This is a genomic window from Bacteroides sp. (assembly GCF_030151085.1).
In the GTDB taxonomy this organism is placed as follows: Bacteria; Bacteroidota; Bacteroidia; order Bacteroidales; family Bacteroidaceae; genus Bacteroides.
The window spans coordinates 1-15820 of the sequence record NZ_JASLER010000036.1; the positions used below are offsets into that span (position 1 = coordinate 1).

Consider the following 15820-nt stretch of genomic DNA (forward strand, 5'->3'; position numbering starts at 1 on the left):
GTACCCGGGTCGATGTTGATATACGGGTCAAACTTTTGAATGGTTACTTTGTAACCTCTTGCCTGTAACAATTTACCGATGGAAGATGAGATAATGCCCTTGCCTAACGAAGAGGCAACGCCACCGGTGACGAAAATATACTTTGTTTCTCCCACAACTATATTATTTTTTGATTTATTGTATTTATTACTAAAGTTGGTGCACACGTCGGTACACTTTGGACTTAAAAAGCGCAAAATTATAAAAAAAAGAGGAAGTACAGAAAGTTTCGGTGAAACAATTATTAAAAAATACAATTTCATGGAAGAAACACTCATTTGCATTTTCTGTGAGTTTTCTATGTTTTCTAAACATTTTAAACTAAATTTGCGCTCGAATCAGAGTTTTTGGGATTATGAAGAATAGACACATTTTATTAGGGGTATTTGCCATGATGTTTTCTTCGTCAATGATGGCACAAAACACAGCGGGCTCCGCGGAGAAGAATAGTAAACAGGAAACAGTGGTCCAAGCCGATACTCTATCGGGAGTTATAAAGGACTATATGGTTTTGAAACTGAAACCTGAAGGTTCCGGTTATAAGTTAGATACTGTTTCTATATTATATGAAAGGTATTTCGGGGTTCTGGATTATTTAAATAATCCTATTACGCCGGAGCGTTATATAGCAATCAATCCTGATTACTACCGGTTGTTTCTTCCATTCACCTATTATTATGCTCCTATAGATCGGGTTTCTAAAGTAGACTGGACTTTTAAGATGCCGATACAACCGGCGTTGCCGCAACAAGAGGCATTAGTAGTTGATACTATGAGTTTTATTTCTAAAGAGCGCGCAAATAAAATTGTAGATCAAACTTTATTGAATACTTATGTGAACCGTCCGGACTTTGTTGTTAGAACGGAAGAAGAGGTGATGAAAGGTAAAATATTTAAAGATAATATTGAAAAGGAAATCAAGTCTAAGCCATCTGTTGTGAAACTGTTTGCACAGGAGGACATGGTTGGAGTAAAAGAAGAAGCCGAAGTTATTATCCGGAAACCTAATTGGTGGGTGACAGGAGGAAATGGCTCTTTGCAAATCTCACAGAGTTATATTTCGGACAACTGGTATAAAGGTGGTGAAAGTAATAATGCTTTGATGGCAAATCTCCAATTATTTGCTAACTATAACGACCGAGAGAAGGTGCAATGGGAGAATTTGTTGGACGCTAAGATTGGTGTTAATTCAGCGCCTTCGGATGAATTTCATAATTATCTGGTAAATACTGACCAGTTCCGTTTATATAGTAAATTGGGTATTCAAGCTGCTACAAATTGGTATTATACCATTTCTACGGAATTCAAGACTCAGTTCTTTAAAGGATATAAGGCGAATAGTGAGGAGTTGGTTGCGGCATTCTTCGCTCCGGCTGATTGGGCATCCAGTATCGGTATGGATTACAAATTGAAGAAGAAAAAATTCAATTTGTCTGTGTTCATAGCTCCTTTGACTTATATGATGCGTTATGTAGGAAATAAAGAAGTGGATGAGGTGAAATTTGGTTTGGATAAAGGTAAGTCGGTGAAACATAATTTCGGTTCTCAGATACAACCTACGCTTTCATGGACAATTATACCTTCTATTATTTGGGATTCGAGACTGGACTATCAGACCAGTTATGAATGGACACGTATCGAGTGGGAGAATACAGTGAATTTTGTTCTGAACCGTTATCTTTCTACCAAAATCTATGTGCATGCACGTTATGACGATAGTGCCAAACCTACTACAGGTGACAGCTATTTCCAGGTAAAAGAATTATTAAGTTTTGGTATCAATTACAAATGGTAACCATATATAGAAGATAATGAATAAAAGAGAGCTCCGTTGAAAGACAACGGGGCTTTTTTTATGTTTTTAGGTAGAAAAAACACAGAAAAACCTCTAAAAAAAGGAAAAAGAATGTTCACGTGCACATAAAAAGCATTCGAAAGGTTTGCAGTTCGCAAATAATGAGTAAATTTGCCGCAATTTGTAATGCTCACTTTGCAAAATGGCGAATACTATAAGACATCAAGGTATTGTGGAAAACATAAACGGCTCTCACCTACAGGTGAGGATTATTCAGACTTCAGCATGCGCTTCGTGCAGTGTAAAGGGGCATTGTAGCTCTGCTGATACCAAAGAAAAACTTATAGATGTAACAGACCCTAATGCTTCTTCTTATCAACCGGGTGACCGTGTTTGGGTAATTGGAGAACTCTCAATGGGAGCAATGGCGGTACTGTTAGCTTTCATATTTCCCTTTCTCATTTTAGTTATTTCTCTTTTTATCTTTATGGCTATATGGAATGACGAGATAAGCTCATCGCTTTGCTCGCTGGCGCTTCTTATACCTTATTATTATATATTGTGGTTGAATAAGTCACGGTTAGGGAAGAAGTTCTCATTTTCAATACGTCCCATTGATTGAATAATACGTAAAAACAAATAATTAATAAACTACTAATTTTATGAATTTAATTCTGATTGCAGTGATTTCATTGGGAGCTATAGCGCTGGTATCTGCCGCTATACTTTATATTGCTTCCAAGAAATTCGCCGTGTATGAAGACCCTCGGATTGCGCTGGTGGCGGAGGTGCTGCCTCAAGCTAATTGCGGTGGATGTGGTTATCCCGGTTGTAGCGGATTTGCCGATGCATGTGTGAAAGCAAGTACGCTGGAAGGTAAATTTTGCCCAGTAGGCGGACAGGATGTTATGGCAAAAGTTGCCGGAATTCTGGGCATGGATGCAGCAGCCTCCGAACCTATGGTAGCAGTGGTAAGATGTAATGGAACTTGTGCTAACCGTCCTCGTGTCAACCAATATGATGGAGCGAAGAGTTGCGCCATTGCTGCTTCACTTTATGGGGGTGAAACAGGTTGTAGTTATGGATGTCTGGGCTGTGGCGACTGTGTAGGTGTATGTCAGTTCGACGCTATCCACATGAATCCTGAAACAGGGCTTCCTGAAGTGGATGAAGCTAAATGTACGGCTTGTGGTGCTTGTGCTAAGGCTTGTCCGAAGGCTATCATCGAAATCCGTCCACAGGGTAAGAAATCACGCCGTGTTTACGTGCAATGTGTAAATAAGGACAAGGGTGCTTTAGCACGTAAGTCTTGTGCAGTCGCTTGTATCGGTTGTGGTAAGTGTGTGAAGGTTTGTCCGTTCGAAGCTATCTCTTTGGAGAACAATTTGGCATACATTGATCCGAATATGTGCAAGTCTTGCCGTAAATGCGTGGAGGTTTGTCCGCAGAATACCATTATCGAACTCAATTTCCCTCCTCGTAAGCCGAAAGTAGAAGAAGGGACTCCGGTAGCAGAAGCTCCGAAGGCAGAGGCATAAATTAATAAGTAAATAAACGACTAAAATACAGAATTGTATGTTGAAGACATTTTCAATTGGTGGAGTTCATCCACACGAAAATAAACTTTCAGCACATCAGCCTATCATCAAGGCAGAGATTCCGCCAAAGGCAGTTATCTTGCTAGGGCAGCACATCGGTGCTCCTGCAAAGCCTATCGTAATCAAAGGTGATGTTGTGAAAGTGGGTACAAAGATTGCCGAACCCGGTGGCTTCGTATCAGCAGCTATCCATTCGTCTGTTAGTGGAAAGGTTGCCAAGGTAGATACGATTGTTGATGCCAGCGGTTACGCTAAACCTGCTATCTTTATTGATGTAGAAGGAGATGAATGGGAAGAAAACATTGATCGCAGCGAAACATTGGTTAAAGAATGTAACCTCACTTCCGAAGAAATAGTGAAGAAAATTGCCGATGCCGGTATTGTTGGTTTGGGTGGCGCTTGTTTTCCTACACAGGTTAAATTGTGTCCTCCTCCTGCATTCAAGGCAGAATGTGTGATTATCAATGCTGTAGAGTGTGAACCTTATCTGACTGCTGACCACCAGCTGATGCTGGAACATGCTGAAGAAATCATGGTAGGCGTATCTATCTTGATGAAAGCGGTAAAGGTAAATAAAGCATTTATCGGAATTGAAAACAATAAACCTGATGCCATTCAGTTGATGACAAAAGTAGCTTCCAGTTATGCAGGTATCGAGGTAGTGCCTTTGAAGGTACAATATCCGCAAGGTGGCGAAAAGCAGCTGATTGATGCAATTACTACCCGCCAGGTTGCTGCGGGTGCACTGCCTATTTCTACAGGAGCTGTTGTTCAGAATGTAGGTACGGCATTTGCTGTTTACGAAGCTGTTCAGAAGAACAAGCCTTTGTTTGAGCGTGTCATTACCGTAACAGGTAAGTCCTTATCAAAACCATCTAACTTCTTGGCACGTATCGGTACTCCGATGCAGCAGTTAATAGATGCTTGCGGTGGTATCCCCGAAGATACGGGTAAGATTATCGGCGGTGGTCCGATGATGGGTAAAGCCTTGGTGAATACGGAAGTACCGACAGCTAAGGGTAGCTCCGGTATTTTGATAATGAATGACAAAGAAGCCAAGCGTGGTGAAATACAACCTTGTATTCGTTGTGCTAAGTGTGTAGGCGCATGTCCGATGGGATTGGAGCCTTATTTGCTTGCTACGGTTTCGGCCCATGGAGATTTTGAAAGAGTAGAGAAAGAAGACATTATGTCGTGTATCGAATGCGGTTCATGCCAGTTCACTTGTCCTTCTAACCGTCCGATGCTGGATTATATCCGCTTGGGTAAAGGTAAGGTAGGAGCGTTGATCCGTGCACGTCAAGCTAAAAAATAACGAACTATGAATAAATTAATCGTTTCCCTTTCGCCCCACGTCCATGGCGGTGACAGCGTGAAGAAGAATATGTACGGTGTGCTTATTGCATTGATTCCGGCACTTCTCGTATCGCTTTACTTTTTCGGACTGGGTGCGCTGATTGTTACGGCTACTTCCGTAGCAGCCTGCTTGTTCTTTGAATGGGCTATCGGCAAATTCCTGATGAAGAAAGAAACCTCGACTATCTGTGATGGTTCTGCCATTATCACAGGTGTGTTGCTGGCATTCAATTTACCATCCAACCTTCCTATCTGGATTATTATACTAGGCGCTTTATTTGCGATTGGTGTAGGTAAAATGTCTTTTGGAGGTTTGGGTTGTAATCCTTTTAACCCTGCATTGGCAGGACGTGTATTCTTGTTGCTTTCTTTCCCCGTACAGATGACGACTTGGCCTGTAGTTGGCCAGTTGACTGCTTATACGGATGCTACTACGGCAGCTACGCCGTTGGCTATCATGAAAGGGGTTATCAATGGTGCCCCGGGTATGTCGTTGAATGATCTTCCGGGAGCTTTCGATCTGTTGATTGGTAATAATGGAGGATGCCTTGGCGAAGTCAGTGCACTGGCTTTGTTACTGGGACTGGCTTATATGTTGTGGAAGAAGATCATAACCTGGCATATTCCTGTATCTATCTTGGCTACTGTGTTTGTATTCTCAGGTATCATGTATTTGGTTAATCCCCAACTTTATGTATCTCCGGTGATACAGTTGCTTTCCGGTGGTTTAATGCTGGGTACCATTTTTATGGCTACCGATTATGTGACGTCTCCTATGAGTCACAAAGGTATGCTGATTTATGGTGTATGTATCGGCTTGCTGACAGTTGTTATCCGTTTGTTCGGTGCATATCCTGAAGGTATGTCATTCGCAATTTTGATAATGAATGCGTTCACTCCGTTGATTAACACGTATGTTAAACCTAAACGCTTTGGGGAGGTAGCGAAGAAGAAATGAAAAAGTTAGAATCATCCTTGAAGAATATGTTGCTGGTACTTACCGGAGTTACAGCTATCTCCGTAGCATTACTGGCTTATGTCAATGAATTGACGAAGGAACCTATCGCGCAGGCAAATGCCAAGACATTGAGTGATGCGGTTAGTGCCGTTGTTCCGGGTTTCGATAACGATCCTATCGCTGAGAAGAAAATTCAAGAAGTGAATGGTGTAGAATACTCTGTATATCCTGCTACTAAAGATGGTAAATATATCGGTGCAGCAGTAGAAGCTACTTCCATGGGCTTTGGTGGTGAACTGAAAGTTTTGGTAGGTTTCGATGCCGATGGAAAAATCATTGACTACTCATTATTGTCACATGTAGAAACTCCGGGCTTGGGGTCCAAGGCTGCCGATTGGTTTAAGAAAGGCAATAAAGGAGATATCACCGGTATGAATCCGGGCGAAGCTGCACTGGCCGTTAGCAAAGACGGCGGAAAAGTAGATGCCATTACGGCTTCTACCATTACTTCACGTGCTTTCTTGAATGCTGTGAATACCGCTTATGCCGCTTACGCCGGCCAGAATACTGCTGATGGCACAACTGGTGCCACTCAAAAGAATGTTGAACAACCTGCTGATTCTACAGTTGTACAAGCCGTAGATACACTTGGCGCTAAATAAAGAAAGGAGTAGAAGATATGAATAATTTTAAAGTTATGATGAACGGGATTATTAAAGAGAATCCTACGTTTGTACTCCTGCTTGGTATGTGTCCTACGTTGGGTACTACTTCATCTGCTATTAATGGTATGGGAATGGGGTTGGCTACGATGTTTGTGTTGGTTTGCTCCAATGTGGTGATTTCTGCTATTAAGAATCTGATCCCCGATATGGTGCGTATTCCTTCATTTATTGTGGTAATCGCATCGTTCGTGACATTGTTGCAAATGATTATGCAAGCTTACGTGCCTGCACTGTATGCTACTTTGGGCTTGTTTATCCCGCTGATTGTTGTAAACTGTATCGTACTGGGACGTGCCGAAGCTTTTGCTGCGAAAAACAACCCGGTATCTTCTTTCTTTGACGGTCTGGGTATGGGACTTGGTTTTACCCTTGCATTGACTTTGCTGGGTGCTGTTCGTGAGTTCTTGGGAACCGGCAAGATATTTAACCTTACTATTCTTCCCGAAGAATTCGGTATGTTGGTGTTTGTCCTTGCGCCGGGTGCATTTATTGCATTAGGTTACCTCATTGCTTTAATCAACAGCTTTAAGAAAGCGTAATTCATAATTTGTAATTGATATTATGGAATATATATTAATATTTATCTCGGCAATCTTTGTAAACAACATCGTATTGTCGCAATTCTTGGGAATCTGCCCGTTTTTAGGTGTTTCCAAGAAAGTGGAGACAGCGTTAGGTATGTCGGCTGCGGTGGCGTTTGTATTGACTATTGCTACGATTGTAACATTCCTGATTCAGAAATATGTGCTCGATGCTTTCAATTTGGATTATTTGCAGACCATCACCTTTATCTTGGTGATTGCGGCGCTGGTTCAGATGGTAGAGATTATCTTGAAGAAAGTTTCTCCTTCGTTGTATCAGGCTTTGGGTGTGTTCCTGCCATTGATTACTACTAACTGTTGTATTCTTGGTGTGGCAATCCTTGTTATACAAAAAGACTATGATTTGCTAACTGGAGTAGTTTATGCATTCTCTACTGCTATTGGTTTTGGACTGGCATTGACATTATTTGCCGGTTTGCGTGAGCAGATGAGCCTCGTAAATATACCGAAGGGTATGCAAGGTACTCCCATTGCGTTGATTACTGCCGGTTTGTTGGCAATGGCGTTCATGGGCTTCTCAGGAGTTGTGAAGATCTAAAATAAGGAAGTAGTAATTGCATCTACACTTTTTTAATAATTGAAGCGCGGATTTTGTTGAAAGCACGGATATATCTATGTTTCGTGTGATTGGCAAAATCCGCGCTTTATTTTTTTCTTTTTATATACCTATAGTTAGGTTAATTTTTACATGTTTTTTATGTATTTCTTAATTTATTTCCTTACATTTGCAGCGTATTGATAACCTATAAAGCTAAATTATCTATTTATATGAAGGAAAAGATTTTAGTTACAGGAGGAACCGGTTATATTGGTTCACATACTGTTGTGGAACTTCAAAACGCAGGTTATGAAGTTGTTATTATTGATAATTTGTCAAATTCCAGCGCAGATGTTGTTGACAATATTGAGAAAGTATCCGGTATTCGTCCGTCATTCGAAAAATTAGACTGTTTGGATTATGCAGGTCTTGACGCTGTATTCACTAAATATAAAGGCATTAAGGCAATTATTCACTTTGCGGCTAGTAAAGCTGTAGGTGAGTCTGTACAGAAACCGTTGCTTTATTATCGTAACAATTTGGTTTCATTGATTAACTTACTTGAATTAATGCCGAAGCATGGAGTAGAGGGCATTGTGTTCTCGTCTTCTTGTACCGTTTACGGTCAACCGGACGAACTTCCGGTAACAGAGAAAGCTCCTATAAAGAAGGCTGAATCTCCATACGGTAATACGAAGCAGATTAATGAAGAAATTGTTCGTGATACAGTTACTTCCGGTGCTCCGATTAATGCTATATTGCTGCGTTATTTCAATCCGATTGGTGCGCATCCCACAGCGTTGCTGGGTGAACTGCCCAATGGCGTACCGCAGAACTTGATACCTTATCTTACTCAGACTGCTATTGGTATTCGTGAGAAGTTGAGTGTATTTGGTGATGATTATGATACTCCTGACGGATCTTGTATCCGTGACTTTATAAATGTAGTTGATTTGGCTAAAGCACACGTTGTAGCGATCAACCGTATTTTAGAGAAGAAACAGAAAGAACAAGTAGAAGTTTTCAATATTGGTACAGGTCGTGGACTTACCGTATTGGAATTGATTAATGCTTTTGAAAAAGCTACCGGTGTAAAACTGAACTATCAAATCGTAGGACGTCGTGTCGGCGATATTGAGAAGGTTTGGGCTAACCCTGATTTGGCAAACAATGAATTGGGTTGGAAAGCAGAGGCAAGTATTGAAGATACTTTACTTTCTGCGTGGAACTGGCAGTTGAAGCTTCGTGAGAGAGGCATTCAATAAATAATGAATTTGTGTTTTTTAACAGATAAGAAATAAACAAATGCCTCCCCGCATTTGTTTATATACTGCAAATCAGCCTGACGCTGTTTATGTATATGTGAATATCCGTAACTAGTACTTATGCCTCCCCGGCATAGACAGGTAAGATTGCATAGTAGTTTTGTCGTGTTTTATTTTGTGTTTGTGTTGTGAATAAGCCTTGTCGAGAGACAAGGCTTATTTTTTTATCCATTAACGAAATAAAACGAGAGTCCTAGTATGTCTGTTAAAGAAAAGCAGGAGGTGCTCGATATATCAAGGAAGGGTTACGTGAACTCATACTTATGAAACAAGGAAAGCTTAAAAGCCGTCCTATAGAAGAGTTGTTTGATGAAGTATAGTGTAAATACTTTGCCAAGCTTTGATAAGAAATTCAAGAGGTTGGCAAAAAAATATAAATCACTGAAAAGTGACTATCTCTTTTTATTTTTCTTCAATAAATTCTTCATAAAGAGCTACCGGACCATAATGCCACAGTTTAGTTTCCTCCTGTTCCAGCTTTTTATAAGTATTAGATTTATAGAAAATGCGGAGTGCATCTAACAATGTTCCACCTTTTTCCGCCGCATAGATTTTGGCAAACAGACTGACTTTCGTAGGTAGAAGCAAATATAGGTTTTGATTGGTTATTTCTCTGTTCATAATATAATCTCCTTTGCTTCAATATATTTCAAATGCTTTAGTGATTTAATGGTATGAAATAGCATTTGGTCTGTTAATTTGTAAGTTTTCAATTCCTTGATAAGTCCTTCCTTATCCAAGAATCCGCCTTCATACAAAGCAAAAGCAGCATAAACTCTATCATTTGCTACCGGACCATATACTATGTCATGATTATGTTCAAAGTCTTTTGATGTACGATTGAACATTACGAAGTCAACCCATTTTTCAGTCAGTTCATCAAACCATAAAATATCCATATCTGATGTTTTACTATCATCTATTTCATATATATTTACGTAGCCAATATTCATTGGAGATGTCATACGTCTTCTTACCCATTGTTCTGCTTGTTCATAAGAAGTTGTAGTGTAAAAACCATTACCATAATCAAGAGTTCTGGTTGGTTTTATAATTTTAGGAGTTCTAACAATTTCCAAACTGCCATGATACAATCTCATTTTTTATCCTCCTGTTTTTTCTGCTGTATAAAGTCGTCAATCTCTTCTAATAACCATTGTTTGCTCTGCGTATGCAATACTTCAAAGTTGGTAGATAAATATTCTGCAACTCCGTATTTGTCGAATAAATCCATAACTTCACTACCGGTAGCAGAGATATGTACTTTATATTGTTCAATACAAAATGAAACAAAATATGCAATATCAAGTTCTTTATTCTTCATACCATTCATCCTTTCTGCTGTTCTTCAATACATATTCTTTGAAGTACTGTCTTACAAAGATAAAAAGTTTCTTCTAATACGACACATTATGTAGAACGAATTTATAATTCTTTTCTTTCTGTGAGGTTACTTTGCTAATTTAGATATTTATCTATCTCCATTGCCGTAGCATCCTTTAGCAGCACTATTTTATCTTTATCGAGAAGATAGAGCGTAGGGATGGCTTTCAGATCATAGAGATTATTTTTGCTGATAGTTTGTTGGGCATCATACCCATTTGTCCAATCTGCGGGGAAATCGGAAATATGTTTTCTCCATTCATCTAGTTCCTCGTCGGGATAGAGGGAAAGGATTTGTAGTTGCTTCTGGGAGATAGCACGATTGATGGCAGGTGCGTTCTTTAATGCTTCAATGGTTTCAGAGCAAGCATGGCAACCGGGGTTGTTGATGAAGAGCAGGGTATAAGGAACATTAAGCGCATACAGAGTGCTTTTTTTGCCTGATGCAAGAGTGTAAGTAAAGTCGATGGCTTTGGTACCTACACGATTCTTTTGTGCTAACTCACGGCGACCTTGTGGACGTATCTTTTCTGTTTCATCCAGAATAGGAGAGGCGATGAGGGCATCCAATACGGAGATATATAGTTCCTCGTTGCGCATAGGGGAATTAGGATCATACAAATATTTGTCTGCTAATTCTGCAAGGTAGAGATAACTTGTTTTTGCTTTCTCAGCTTGCGTGAATACATCTTTGATAGCTACATCGGCAGTTTTGGCAGGTACAATCTTTAAAATGTCTATGTAATCTACCCAGGCTTGTTCTGTGATTTCCGGATGATGCACATAGTTGGTATCTGCAAAGTTTATATTTTCCCAATAATGCCGAACCAGAAAGTCGGCACGCAATTCAGGAGTATTGAGCATAGGAGGGATTGCAGGCAGGGTAAATACAGTAATAGTATCTGTTGGAACATCTGCTTTTGAAACACTATTTGCCTTACTGTTGCCGCATGCGGTACAAAGACATAGAGGCAATAAAAGAGAGAATAATTTATTATTCATATTCAATTTACTTTAGTCTATAATAGATCTTTTTTTCCTGTAGTGATACAAAGGTACATTTTCTTATTTAACACATCAAATAAGGAAATAGATTTCTTTCTCATTATAAAAAAAGAACCTCTTGCCCACGCTTGGGCAAGAGGTTCGCAAACAAACAAAAAATACATCGGACGGGGATTCACATCTACATCCAATGTTGGCAACCCGCAGGTTGTATAAGGAGAGTAACTATGAGAACAGTCGGATAATATATCCAACTGAACAGATGAGCGGACTTATATTTTAATTTATTGGTAAAAATCACTCAGAGATGCTTCTTGTACACATCGTACAGGATATCCATTCATACGTTCGCCTGCTGCAACAGTATTTAATGTTGTAGGATTATTCCATATTACTGCACTATACTGTTCGTTGCTATTACGAAGAGATGTACTCCAATTGACAATCCAAAAACCGGTATTGGTTACTAAACCAGTTGAGCCGAGACGAAATCCTGATGCAGGATAAAATGCTGTTTCTCCTGATGTCCCGTTTATATAATATTCACGTCCAAAAACAGTTCCTTGTAAATACCATTTAGGCTCAACATCTGTATAGCTCTTTTTCTCTTTGCAATTATATTCTTCAAGAGTCTGTACCGTGTAGTGATTTATCGCAAAGTTGCTCCATACGTCAATTGGCGGCAAACACCACCCTGCTGGACAAGGATCGTAAATTGTTTTTTTTGTATCATAAGAATTGATGTATTTTTCATCTGATTCATTTCTGATATTATTTCCCCACAACTTATTAGATGCTCTCCAACCATTTGTAGATGTATAACTGCCGTATATCCAACTACAGGAAGAATTAGTATTATTATAATCATTTGAAACATCACATATAAAGGTTATAGGATGTTTAATGCCATAATCCAAGAAACCGGATATTATGTTCGTTCCATCACCTATTGATTTTGATGTTACTAAATGAACTGCATCCATTATATCAATAACTGTTCCTTTGCTATCATATATAGGGGCTATTGCTGCTGCTGTAGTAGAGCTTAATGCAGCTCTTACTGCTGAATTAGGAAATGGATCTTTGCGTCCCCATTGATAACATAATCCATAGGTTTTAACGACCTCATCCGTTTGAGAGGCTTTGTTACTATATGCACCTAAATTTCGATCCATCATAACCATATAACGCTCTTTTATATTATTATAGTCAGTTAAAGATTTAGGGCTGGTTTTATAGGTTTGCGTATAGTTACTATTCAATTCATTTAAATCAAAATTGGTTTTCCATATATGCCAACTCCAAAGTATGTTATCACTATCATCCTTTACGGCGATTATGGCATTACCTTCCTTATCATTGCCGGTTTTGAACAATATGTATCCATCTTTGCTAAGAATGATGTACTGTATCACATTACGGTGTCCTCCCGTTTCCCATACCAATTCGGCTTTTTTCGGAATGATTGGATCATTGGTGTCAAGCGCAACTCCTGTAGGTGATATTGCTGCTATTGTGGCAGCGCCATTTCCTCTTATTGTTGCTTTAAATCTGTACCATGTATCACTCTCTTTTGCCAAATAACAGTTAGCGGTTCCCAATATACTTAAATCTGTAATCCTGGCTGTTTCTATACTTACTCTAGAGTCAGTTTTTCCTGCTTCTAATATGATGTTATATACATAATTGCTATTCCTTTTTATATTAAAGTCTGTAGTGTTATTTTCTCCCAGATAAACTTTCCAGTTTAGGGATATACCTTCCAAATTACCACTGATTATAACATAGGTTGCATTAGTAGGTGCTCTGCTTGCATTTTTGTCTTTTTGTTGAGTTATACCACTTACAATTCCCCGACGGTTTTCAAACATGTAAAATACAATTCCAGTAGTCGTGACATTACCAGTGTTTTCGGTGTCGCTTTCAAGCCAAGTTGAATTTGTGGCGTCTGTGTTGCTTGATAGGTAATATGATTTTGAAGGTAAACTATAAATCTTGTAACCAGTTATAGATATTCCACTTCCGGATTTTGCTTTTAAGTTCAATGTGATTTTGGCTACCATTCGGTTTACGGTAATTCTTTCCGATAAAGTTTGTATTCCAGCTTCTATTTTCACTTTATCAATGCTTCCTGTCATTAGCAAGTGGGCTCCTTTAGTCAGTTCGTCCCATGCAGTAATGGAGCTAGTCATATCTTTCAGCGCTGTTTCAGAATGGATATCATAACTATTGAAAAGATCTGGTTTGCCAGTATTGGCAATGGCATAGATTGTGCAGTTTCCGGCGCTATGAGTTTTTATCGTGATGGTGCTGCTTTCGGCATATTGTTGTCCTATCAATTCTCCTTTGCTATCATAAATCAAGATGTGCAAGTCGTGGATGGCATCTTCGCTGACTGCTCTTGTGGTAAGGTCCACCTGTTCTTCGCCTCTAACCTTCAAGTGTAGTATGGCAGGACGGCTTTCTATTTTTTCATTTTCTAGATTATCCGGTTGACAAGACGTGTATAAAACAATCATTGCTAACATAATGAATGCTGCAAATAGTATAGAGAACACCTTCTTACAAAATAGTACAGGTTCCTCCGTATCGGGATATATCTTATATTCAAAAAACTTTATCATTACTTACAAGTCAATCAATTCTTATTGCTAATAACTTACATTTCTGTGTCTTGCCATACTTCACCCCATGGCACTACTGTAATTGAAGTTTGGACTTTGGCATAGCGAAAATCTATGTCTATATTCGTCTGTTTTCCCACTGTTACCCGCAGAGGCTTGAAATTGTTATCTTCCGTTATGGTATAAATCCTTTCCTGTTCGCGGTAGATATCTATTTCAATCATGCCTCCTTCCTGCATGGTAAAGATATGAAAGGGTGGTGCATATACATCCCCTGTGTTATCCGTAGTGGAAGCGGGCTTGTAACCCACATCCTCACCTACCGTTCTGCCCATGAAATCCATTTCCGTACCCGTGCCCCGCACGATAAAATGATAGGGCACTCCATTATATGGATACCGTTCCGCCAGATAGCGTGTGCGGATGCTGACACCTGCTACCATGCGTTCCATTACCAATGTAACACTTTCTTCCGGCATGCTCCGGGTTTGTATCCTGCTCAGTTCCTTGCGGCTGTAGAACAGGTCGGTTATGGGGATATGTGTTCCTTCGGCATGTCTTCGCAGTTGTATTTTGGCTTCCTCTATGGGCGTTCCCTTTGCCAGTTCTGTAGTAACAAGTGTGTCCTCTTTCAGATTTCCCCATGCCACCAGGGTGAGCTTTGCGTTTTTCTCCTCTCCGAAAATGAAATCTGAAGAAATGCCTGCGGGCACCATCCTTACGAATCCGTTCTCATTGAAAAGATACACATCGGACTTTTGCAACACTCCGCTTTCGGTAAGGTCGTTTCCTTCCACATCCACCGCACGCACGTTCAGTGCATACTGCACACAGTTCTCCGTATCCTCACGCACGCACGAGGTGCAGAGGAGAGCGGAGAGAATGTATGCGGGTATAGCGAATGCCTTGAATATGTACATGGTTACACCTGATTAGGATTATACTATTATTCTGGGGATGTATTAATTGAAGGTCACATCCTGACTGATGTCCAAAGCCCATCCTGCCACAGATACAGTGAGGTTCAGTACGGCGGGATTGATGTCATCATCGGGATCGTCCACACCTATCCCTTTTATAGTTGCTGTAATTGTATAAGTAGAATTACGGCTGATCGTCCCATCTCCTTTACCACCGGTTGCACTGCCTACCGTGGTTCCGCCATCTTTGATGATGGTTCCCGCTTGTATTTTGTTCACTACTACAGGATAGTATACGTTCTTCGCAGTTGCAGCTGTACCTGCTCCGTCCGCATCAAAACTTCCGTAAATCACCAGCTTAGTAGGAGTGGTTGCATTGTGTGCAAAAGTGTAGAACCAATAAGGCGTGGTATGGGCGGCAGTAGTGATTGCCTGATTCAGGGCGGTTTGCAATCCCGGATTCGTTGCGTCCACCTTTCCGCTCAGAGGTTCTGATACTACTGGCGTAGTACCCGGGTCTACGTTTGACTTGGTGTTGGCGTTGTGCAGGAAAATTTTCTTTGCGGTGAAAGTGGCTTTCGCGTACTGTCCGCTGGCTTCAAAAGCTGTTTTGATACTGTTTATCGCCACGCGTGCCACAAGCCGGCTTACTTCGGCTGTAAGATTGGAGGTTGCTCCTGCTGTCAGGGTGAAAGTGGTGCTTGTATTCAATTTAATATCTCCCGACATCGGCAGAGCTGTGGCGGTTTGTGTCAGGTCTATGATTTTGGCAATAAAGGCGTCTTTGGTGGTCACTCCCGCAAAATGATTAGCCGGTGCATTGGCAACCACGATACCCGTACAATCCGTTCCCGGATTGCAGTTCACACTTATACCTGAAGTGGAGGTGAACTCTTGAATGATATTCACGCTTTTATCCTTGTTGAAGATGGCTACGGCTACACGTCCTATT

General features: G+C 40.3%; 17 protein-coding genes. 9 read left to right on the top strand and 8 right to left on the bottom strand.

Features of this window, described 5'->3' with window-relative positions; all coding sequences use genetic code 11:
* On the bottom strand, window positions 1–155 hold a 155-nt coding region (locus Q1W14_RS06780), incomplete at its 3' end, for a hypothetical protein (protein WP_300700145.1).
* A 239-nt stretch (window positions 156–394) separates the two neighbouring features.
* Here Q1W14_RS06780 and Q1W14_RS06785 point away from each other — a divergent pair.
* The 9 genes from Q1W14_RS06785 to galE all read left to right on the top strand — a co-directional run bounded on the left by Q1W14_RS06785 (window position 395) and on the right by galE (window position 8876).
* On the top strand, window positions 395–1834 hold the full coding sequence (locus Q1W14_RS06785; protein ID WP_300700119.1) for a DUF3078 domain-containing protein: 1440 nt from the start codon (window positions 395–397) through the stop codon (window positions 1832–1834).
* A gap of 202 nt (window positions 1835–2036) precedes the next feature.
* Entirely contained in the window at window positions 2037–2456 is a 420-nt protein-coding gene (locus Q1W14_RS06790; RefSeq protein WP_300700121.1) for a SoxR reducing system RseC family protein, read from the top strand.
* A gap of 40 nt (window positions 2457–2496) precedes the next feature.
* Window positions 2497–3372: a Fe-S cluster domain-containing protein gene (locus tag Q1W14_RS06795; protein WP_300700123.1), complete on the top strand. Its 876-nt coding sequence runs from the start codon at window positions 2497–2499 to the stop codon at window positions 3370–3372.
* A gap of 37 nt (window positions 3373–3409) precedes the next feature.
* A complete protein-coding gene (gene rsxC / locus Q1W14_RS06800) occupies window positions 3410–4747 on the top strand; it encodes an electron transport complex subunit RsxC (protein ID WP_300700124.1) in 1338 nt (445 codons plus the stop codon).
* A 6-nt stretch (window positions 4748–4753) separates the two neighbouring features.
* Window positions 4754–5746 (top strand): RnfABCDGE type electron transport complex subunit D, encoded by a 993-nt coding sequence (locus tag Q1W14_RS06805; protein WP_300700126.1) that lies wholly within the window; start codon window positions 4754–4756, stop codon window positions 5744–5746.
* The gene (locus Q1W14_RS06810; protein ID WP_300700128.1) at window positions 5743–6408 is read left to right on the top strand and encodes an RnfABCDGE type electron transport complex subunit G; all 666 of its coding nucleotides are present in this window, start codon (window positions 5743–5745) and stop codon (window positions 6406–6408) included. Before Q1W14_RS06805 ends, Q1W14_RS06810 begins: the two co-directional genes overlap by 4 nt.
* 17 nt (window positions 6409–6425) lie before the next feature.
* Window positions 6426–7010, top strand: a complete 585-nt coding sequence (locus Q1W14_RS06815) for an electron transport complex subunit RsxE (protein ID WP_300700130.1) — start codon at window positions 6426–6428, stop codon at window positions 7008–7010.
* 22 nt (window positions 7011–7032) lie between these two features.
* The gene (gene rsxA, locus Q1W14_RS06820) at window positions 7033–7611 is read left to right on the top strand and encodes an electron transport complex subunit RsxA (protein WP_300700132.1); all 579 of its coding nucleotides are present in this window, start codon (window positions 7033–7035) and stop codon (window positions 7609–7611) included.
* A gap of 230 nt (window positions 7612–7841) precedes the next feature.
* Window positions 7842–8876, top strand: coding sequence for a UDP-glucose 4-epimerase GalE (gene galE, locus Q1W14_RS06825; protein ID WP_300700133.1), 1035 nt, complete (start codon window positions 7842–7844; stop codon window positions 8874–8876).
* A gap of 462 nt (window positions 8877–9338) precedes the next feature.
* On the opposite strand, the gene Q1W14_RS06830 is transcribed toward galE, so the two are convergent.
* The 7 genes from Q1W14_RS06830 to Q1W14_RS06860 form a co-directional block, all read right to left on the bottom strand.
* The gene (locus Q1W14_RS06830; protein WP_300700134.1) at window positions 9339–9557 is read right to left on the bottom strand and encodes a hypothetical protein; all 219 of its coding nucleotides are present in this window, start codon (window positions 9555–9557) and stop codon (window positions 9339–9341) included.
* Complete coding sequence (locus tag Q1W14_RS06835; RefSeq protein WP_300700135.1) at window positions 9554–10036, bottom strand: DUF3990 domain-containing protein; 483 nt, start codon at window positions 10034–10036, stop codon at window positions 9554–9556. Before Q1W14_RS06835 ends, Q1W14_RS06830 begins: the two co-directional genes overlap by 4 nt.
* Complete coding sequence (locus Q1W14_RS06840; RefSeq protein WP_300700137.1) at window positions 10033–10260, bottom strand: DUF3791 domain-containing protein; 228 nt, start codon at window positions 10258–10260, stop codon at window positions 10033–10035. Before Q1W14_RS06840 ends, Q1W14_RS06835 begins: the two co-directional genes overlap by 4 nt.
* Before the next feature lie 134 nt (window positions 10261–10394).
* Window positions 10395–11321, bottom strand: coding sequence for a DUF5106 domain-containing protein (locus tag Q1W14_RS06845; protein ID WP_300700139.1), 927 nt, complete (start codon window positions 11319–11321; stop codon window positions 10395–10397).
* Window positions 11322–11608: 287 nt separating this feature from the next.
* Window positions 11609–13852: a DUF4906 domain-containing protein gene (locus Q1W14_RS06850; protein ID WP_300700140.1), complete on the bottom strand. Its 2244-nt coding sequence runs from the start codon at window positions 13850–13852 to the stop codon at window positions 11609–11611.
* 131 nt (window positions 13853–13983) lie between these two features.
* Entirely contained in the window at window positions 13984–14868 is an 885-nt protein-coding gene (locus tag Q1W14_RS06855) for a FimB/Mfa2 family fimbrial subunit (RefSeq protein ID WP_300700142.1), read from the bottom strand.
* Between the two features lie 42 nt (window positions 14869–14910).
* Window positions 14911–15820: hypothetical protein (locus Q1W14_RS06860; RefSeq protein WP_300700143.1), on the bottom strand; the 910-nt coding region annotated here is incomplete at its 5' end.

Excerpts from the sequence above, each read along its gene's own strand:
- Q1W14_RS06830 (WP_300700134.1), bottom strand. The coding sequence starts at position 9,557 with ATGAACAGAGAAATAACCAATCAAAACCTATATTTGCTTCTACCTACG.
- Q1W14_RS06810 (WP_300700128.1), top strand. The coding sequence starts at position 5,743 with ATGAAAAAGTTAGAATCATCCTTGAAGAATATGTTGCTGGTACTTACC.
- Q1W14_RS06795 (WP_300700123.1), top strand. The coding sequence starts at position 2,497 with ATGAATTTAATTCTGATTGCAGTGATTTCATTGGGAGCTATAGCGCTG.
- Q1W14_RS06785 (WP_300700119.1), top strand. The coding sequence starts at position 395 with ATGAAGAATAGACACATTTTATTAGGGGTATTTGCCATGATGTTTTCT.
- Q1W14_RS06845 (WP_300700139.1), bottom strand. The coding sequence starts at position 11,321 with ATGAATAATAAATTATTCTCTCTTTTATTGCCTCTATGTCTTTGTACC.
- Q1W14_RS06840 (WP_300700137.1), bottom strand. The coding sequence starts at position 10,260 with ATGAAGAATAAAGAACTTGATATTGCATATTTTGTTTCATTTTGTATT.
- Q1W14_RS06855 (WP_300700142.1), bottom strand. The coding sequence starts at position 14,868 with ATGTACATATTCAAGGCATTCGCTATACCCGCATACATTCTCTCCGCT.
- Q1W14_RS06850 (WP_300700140.1), bottom strand. The coding sequence starts at position 13,852 with ATGTTAGCAATGATTGTTTTATACACGTCTTGTCAACCGGATAATCTA.
- rsxC (WP_300700124.1), top strand. The coding sequence starts at position 3,410 with ATGTTGAAGACATTTTCAATTGGTGGAGTTCATCCACACGAAAATAAA.
- Q1W14_RS06815 (WP_300700130.1), top strand. The coding sequence starts at position 6,426 with ATGAATAATTTTAAAGTTATGATGAACGGGATTATTAAAGAGAATCCT.
- rsxA (WP_300700132.1), top strand. The coding sequence starts at position 7,033 with ATGGAATATATATTAATATTTATCTCGGCAATCTTTGTAAACAACATC.
- Q1W14_RS06835 (WP_300700135.1), bottom strand. The coding sequence starts at position 10,036 with ATGAGATTGTATCATGGCAGTTTGGAAATTGTTAGAACTCCTAAAATT.
- Q1W14_RS06805 (WP_300700126.1), top strand. The coding sequence starts at position 4,754 with ATGAATAAATTAATCGTTTCCCTTTCGCCCCACGTCCATGGCGGTGAC.
- galE (WP_300700133.1), top strand. The coding sequence starts at position 7,842 with ATGAAGGAAAAGATTTTAGTTACAGGAGGAACCGGTTATATTGGTTCA.
- Q1W14_RS06790 (WP_300700121.1), top strand. The coding sequence starts at position 2,037 with ATGGCGAATACTATAAGACATCAAGGTATTGTGGAAAACATAAACGGC.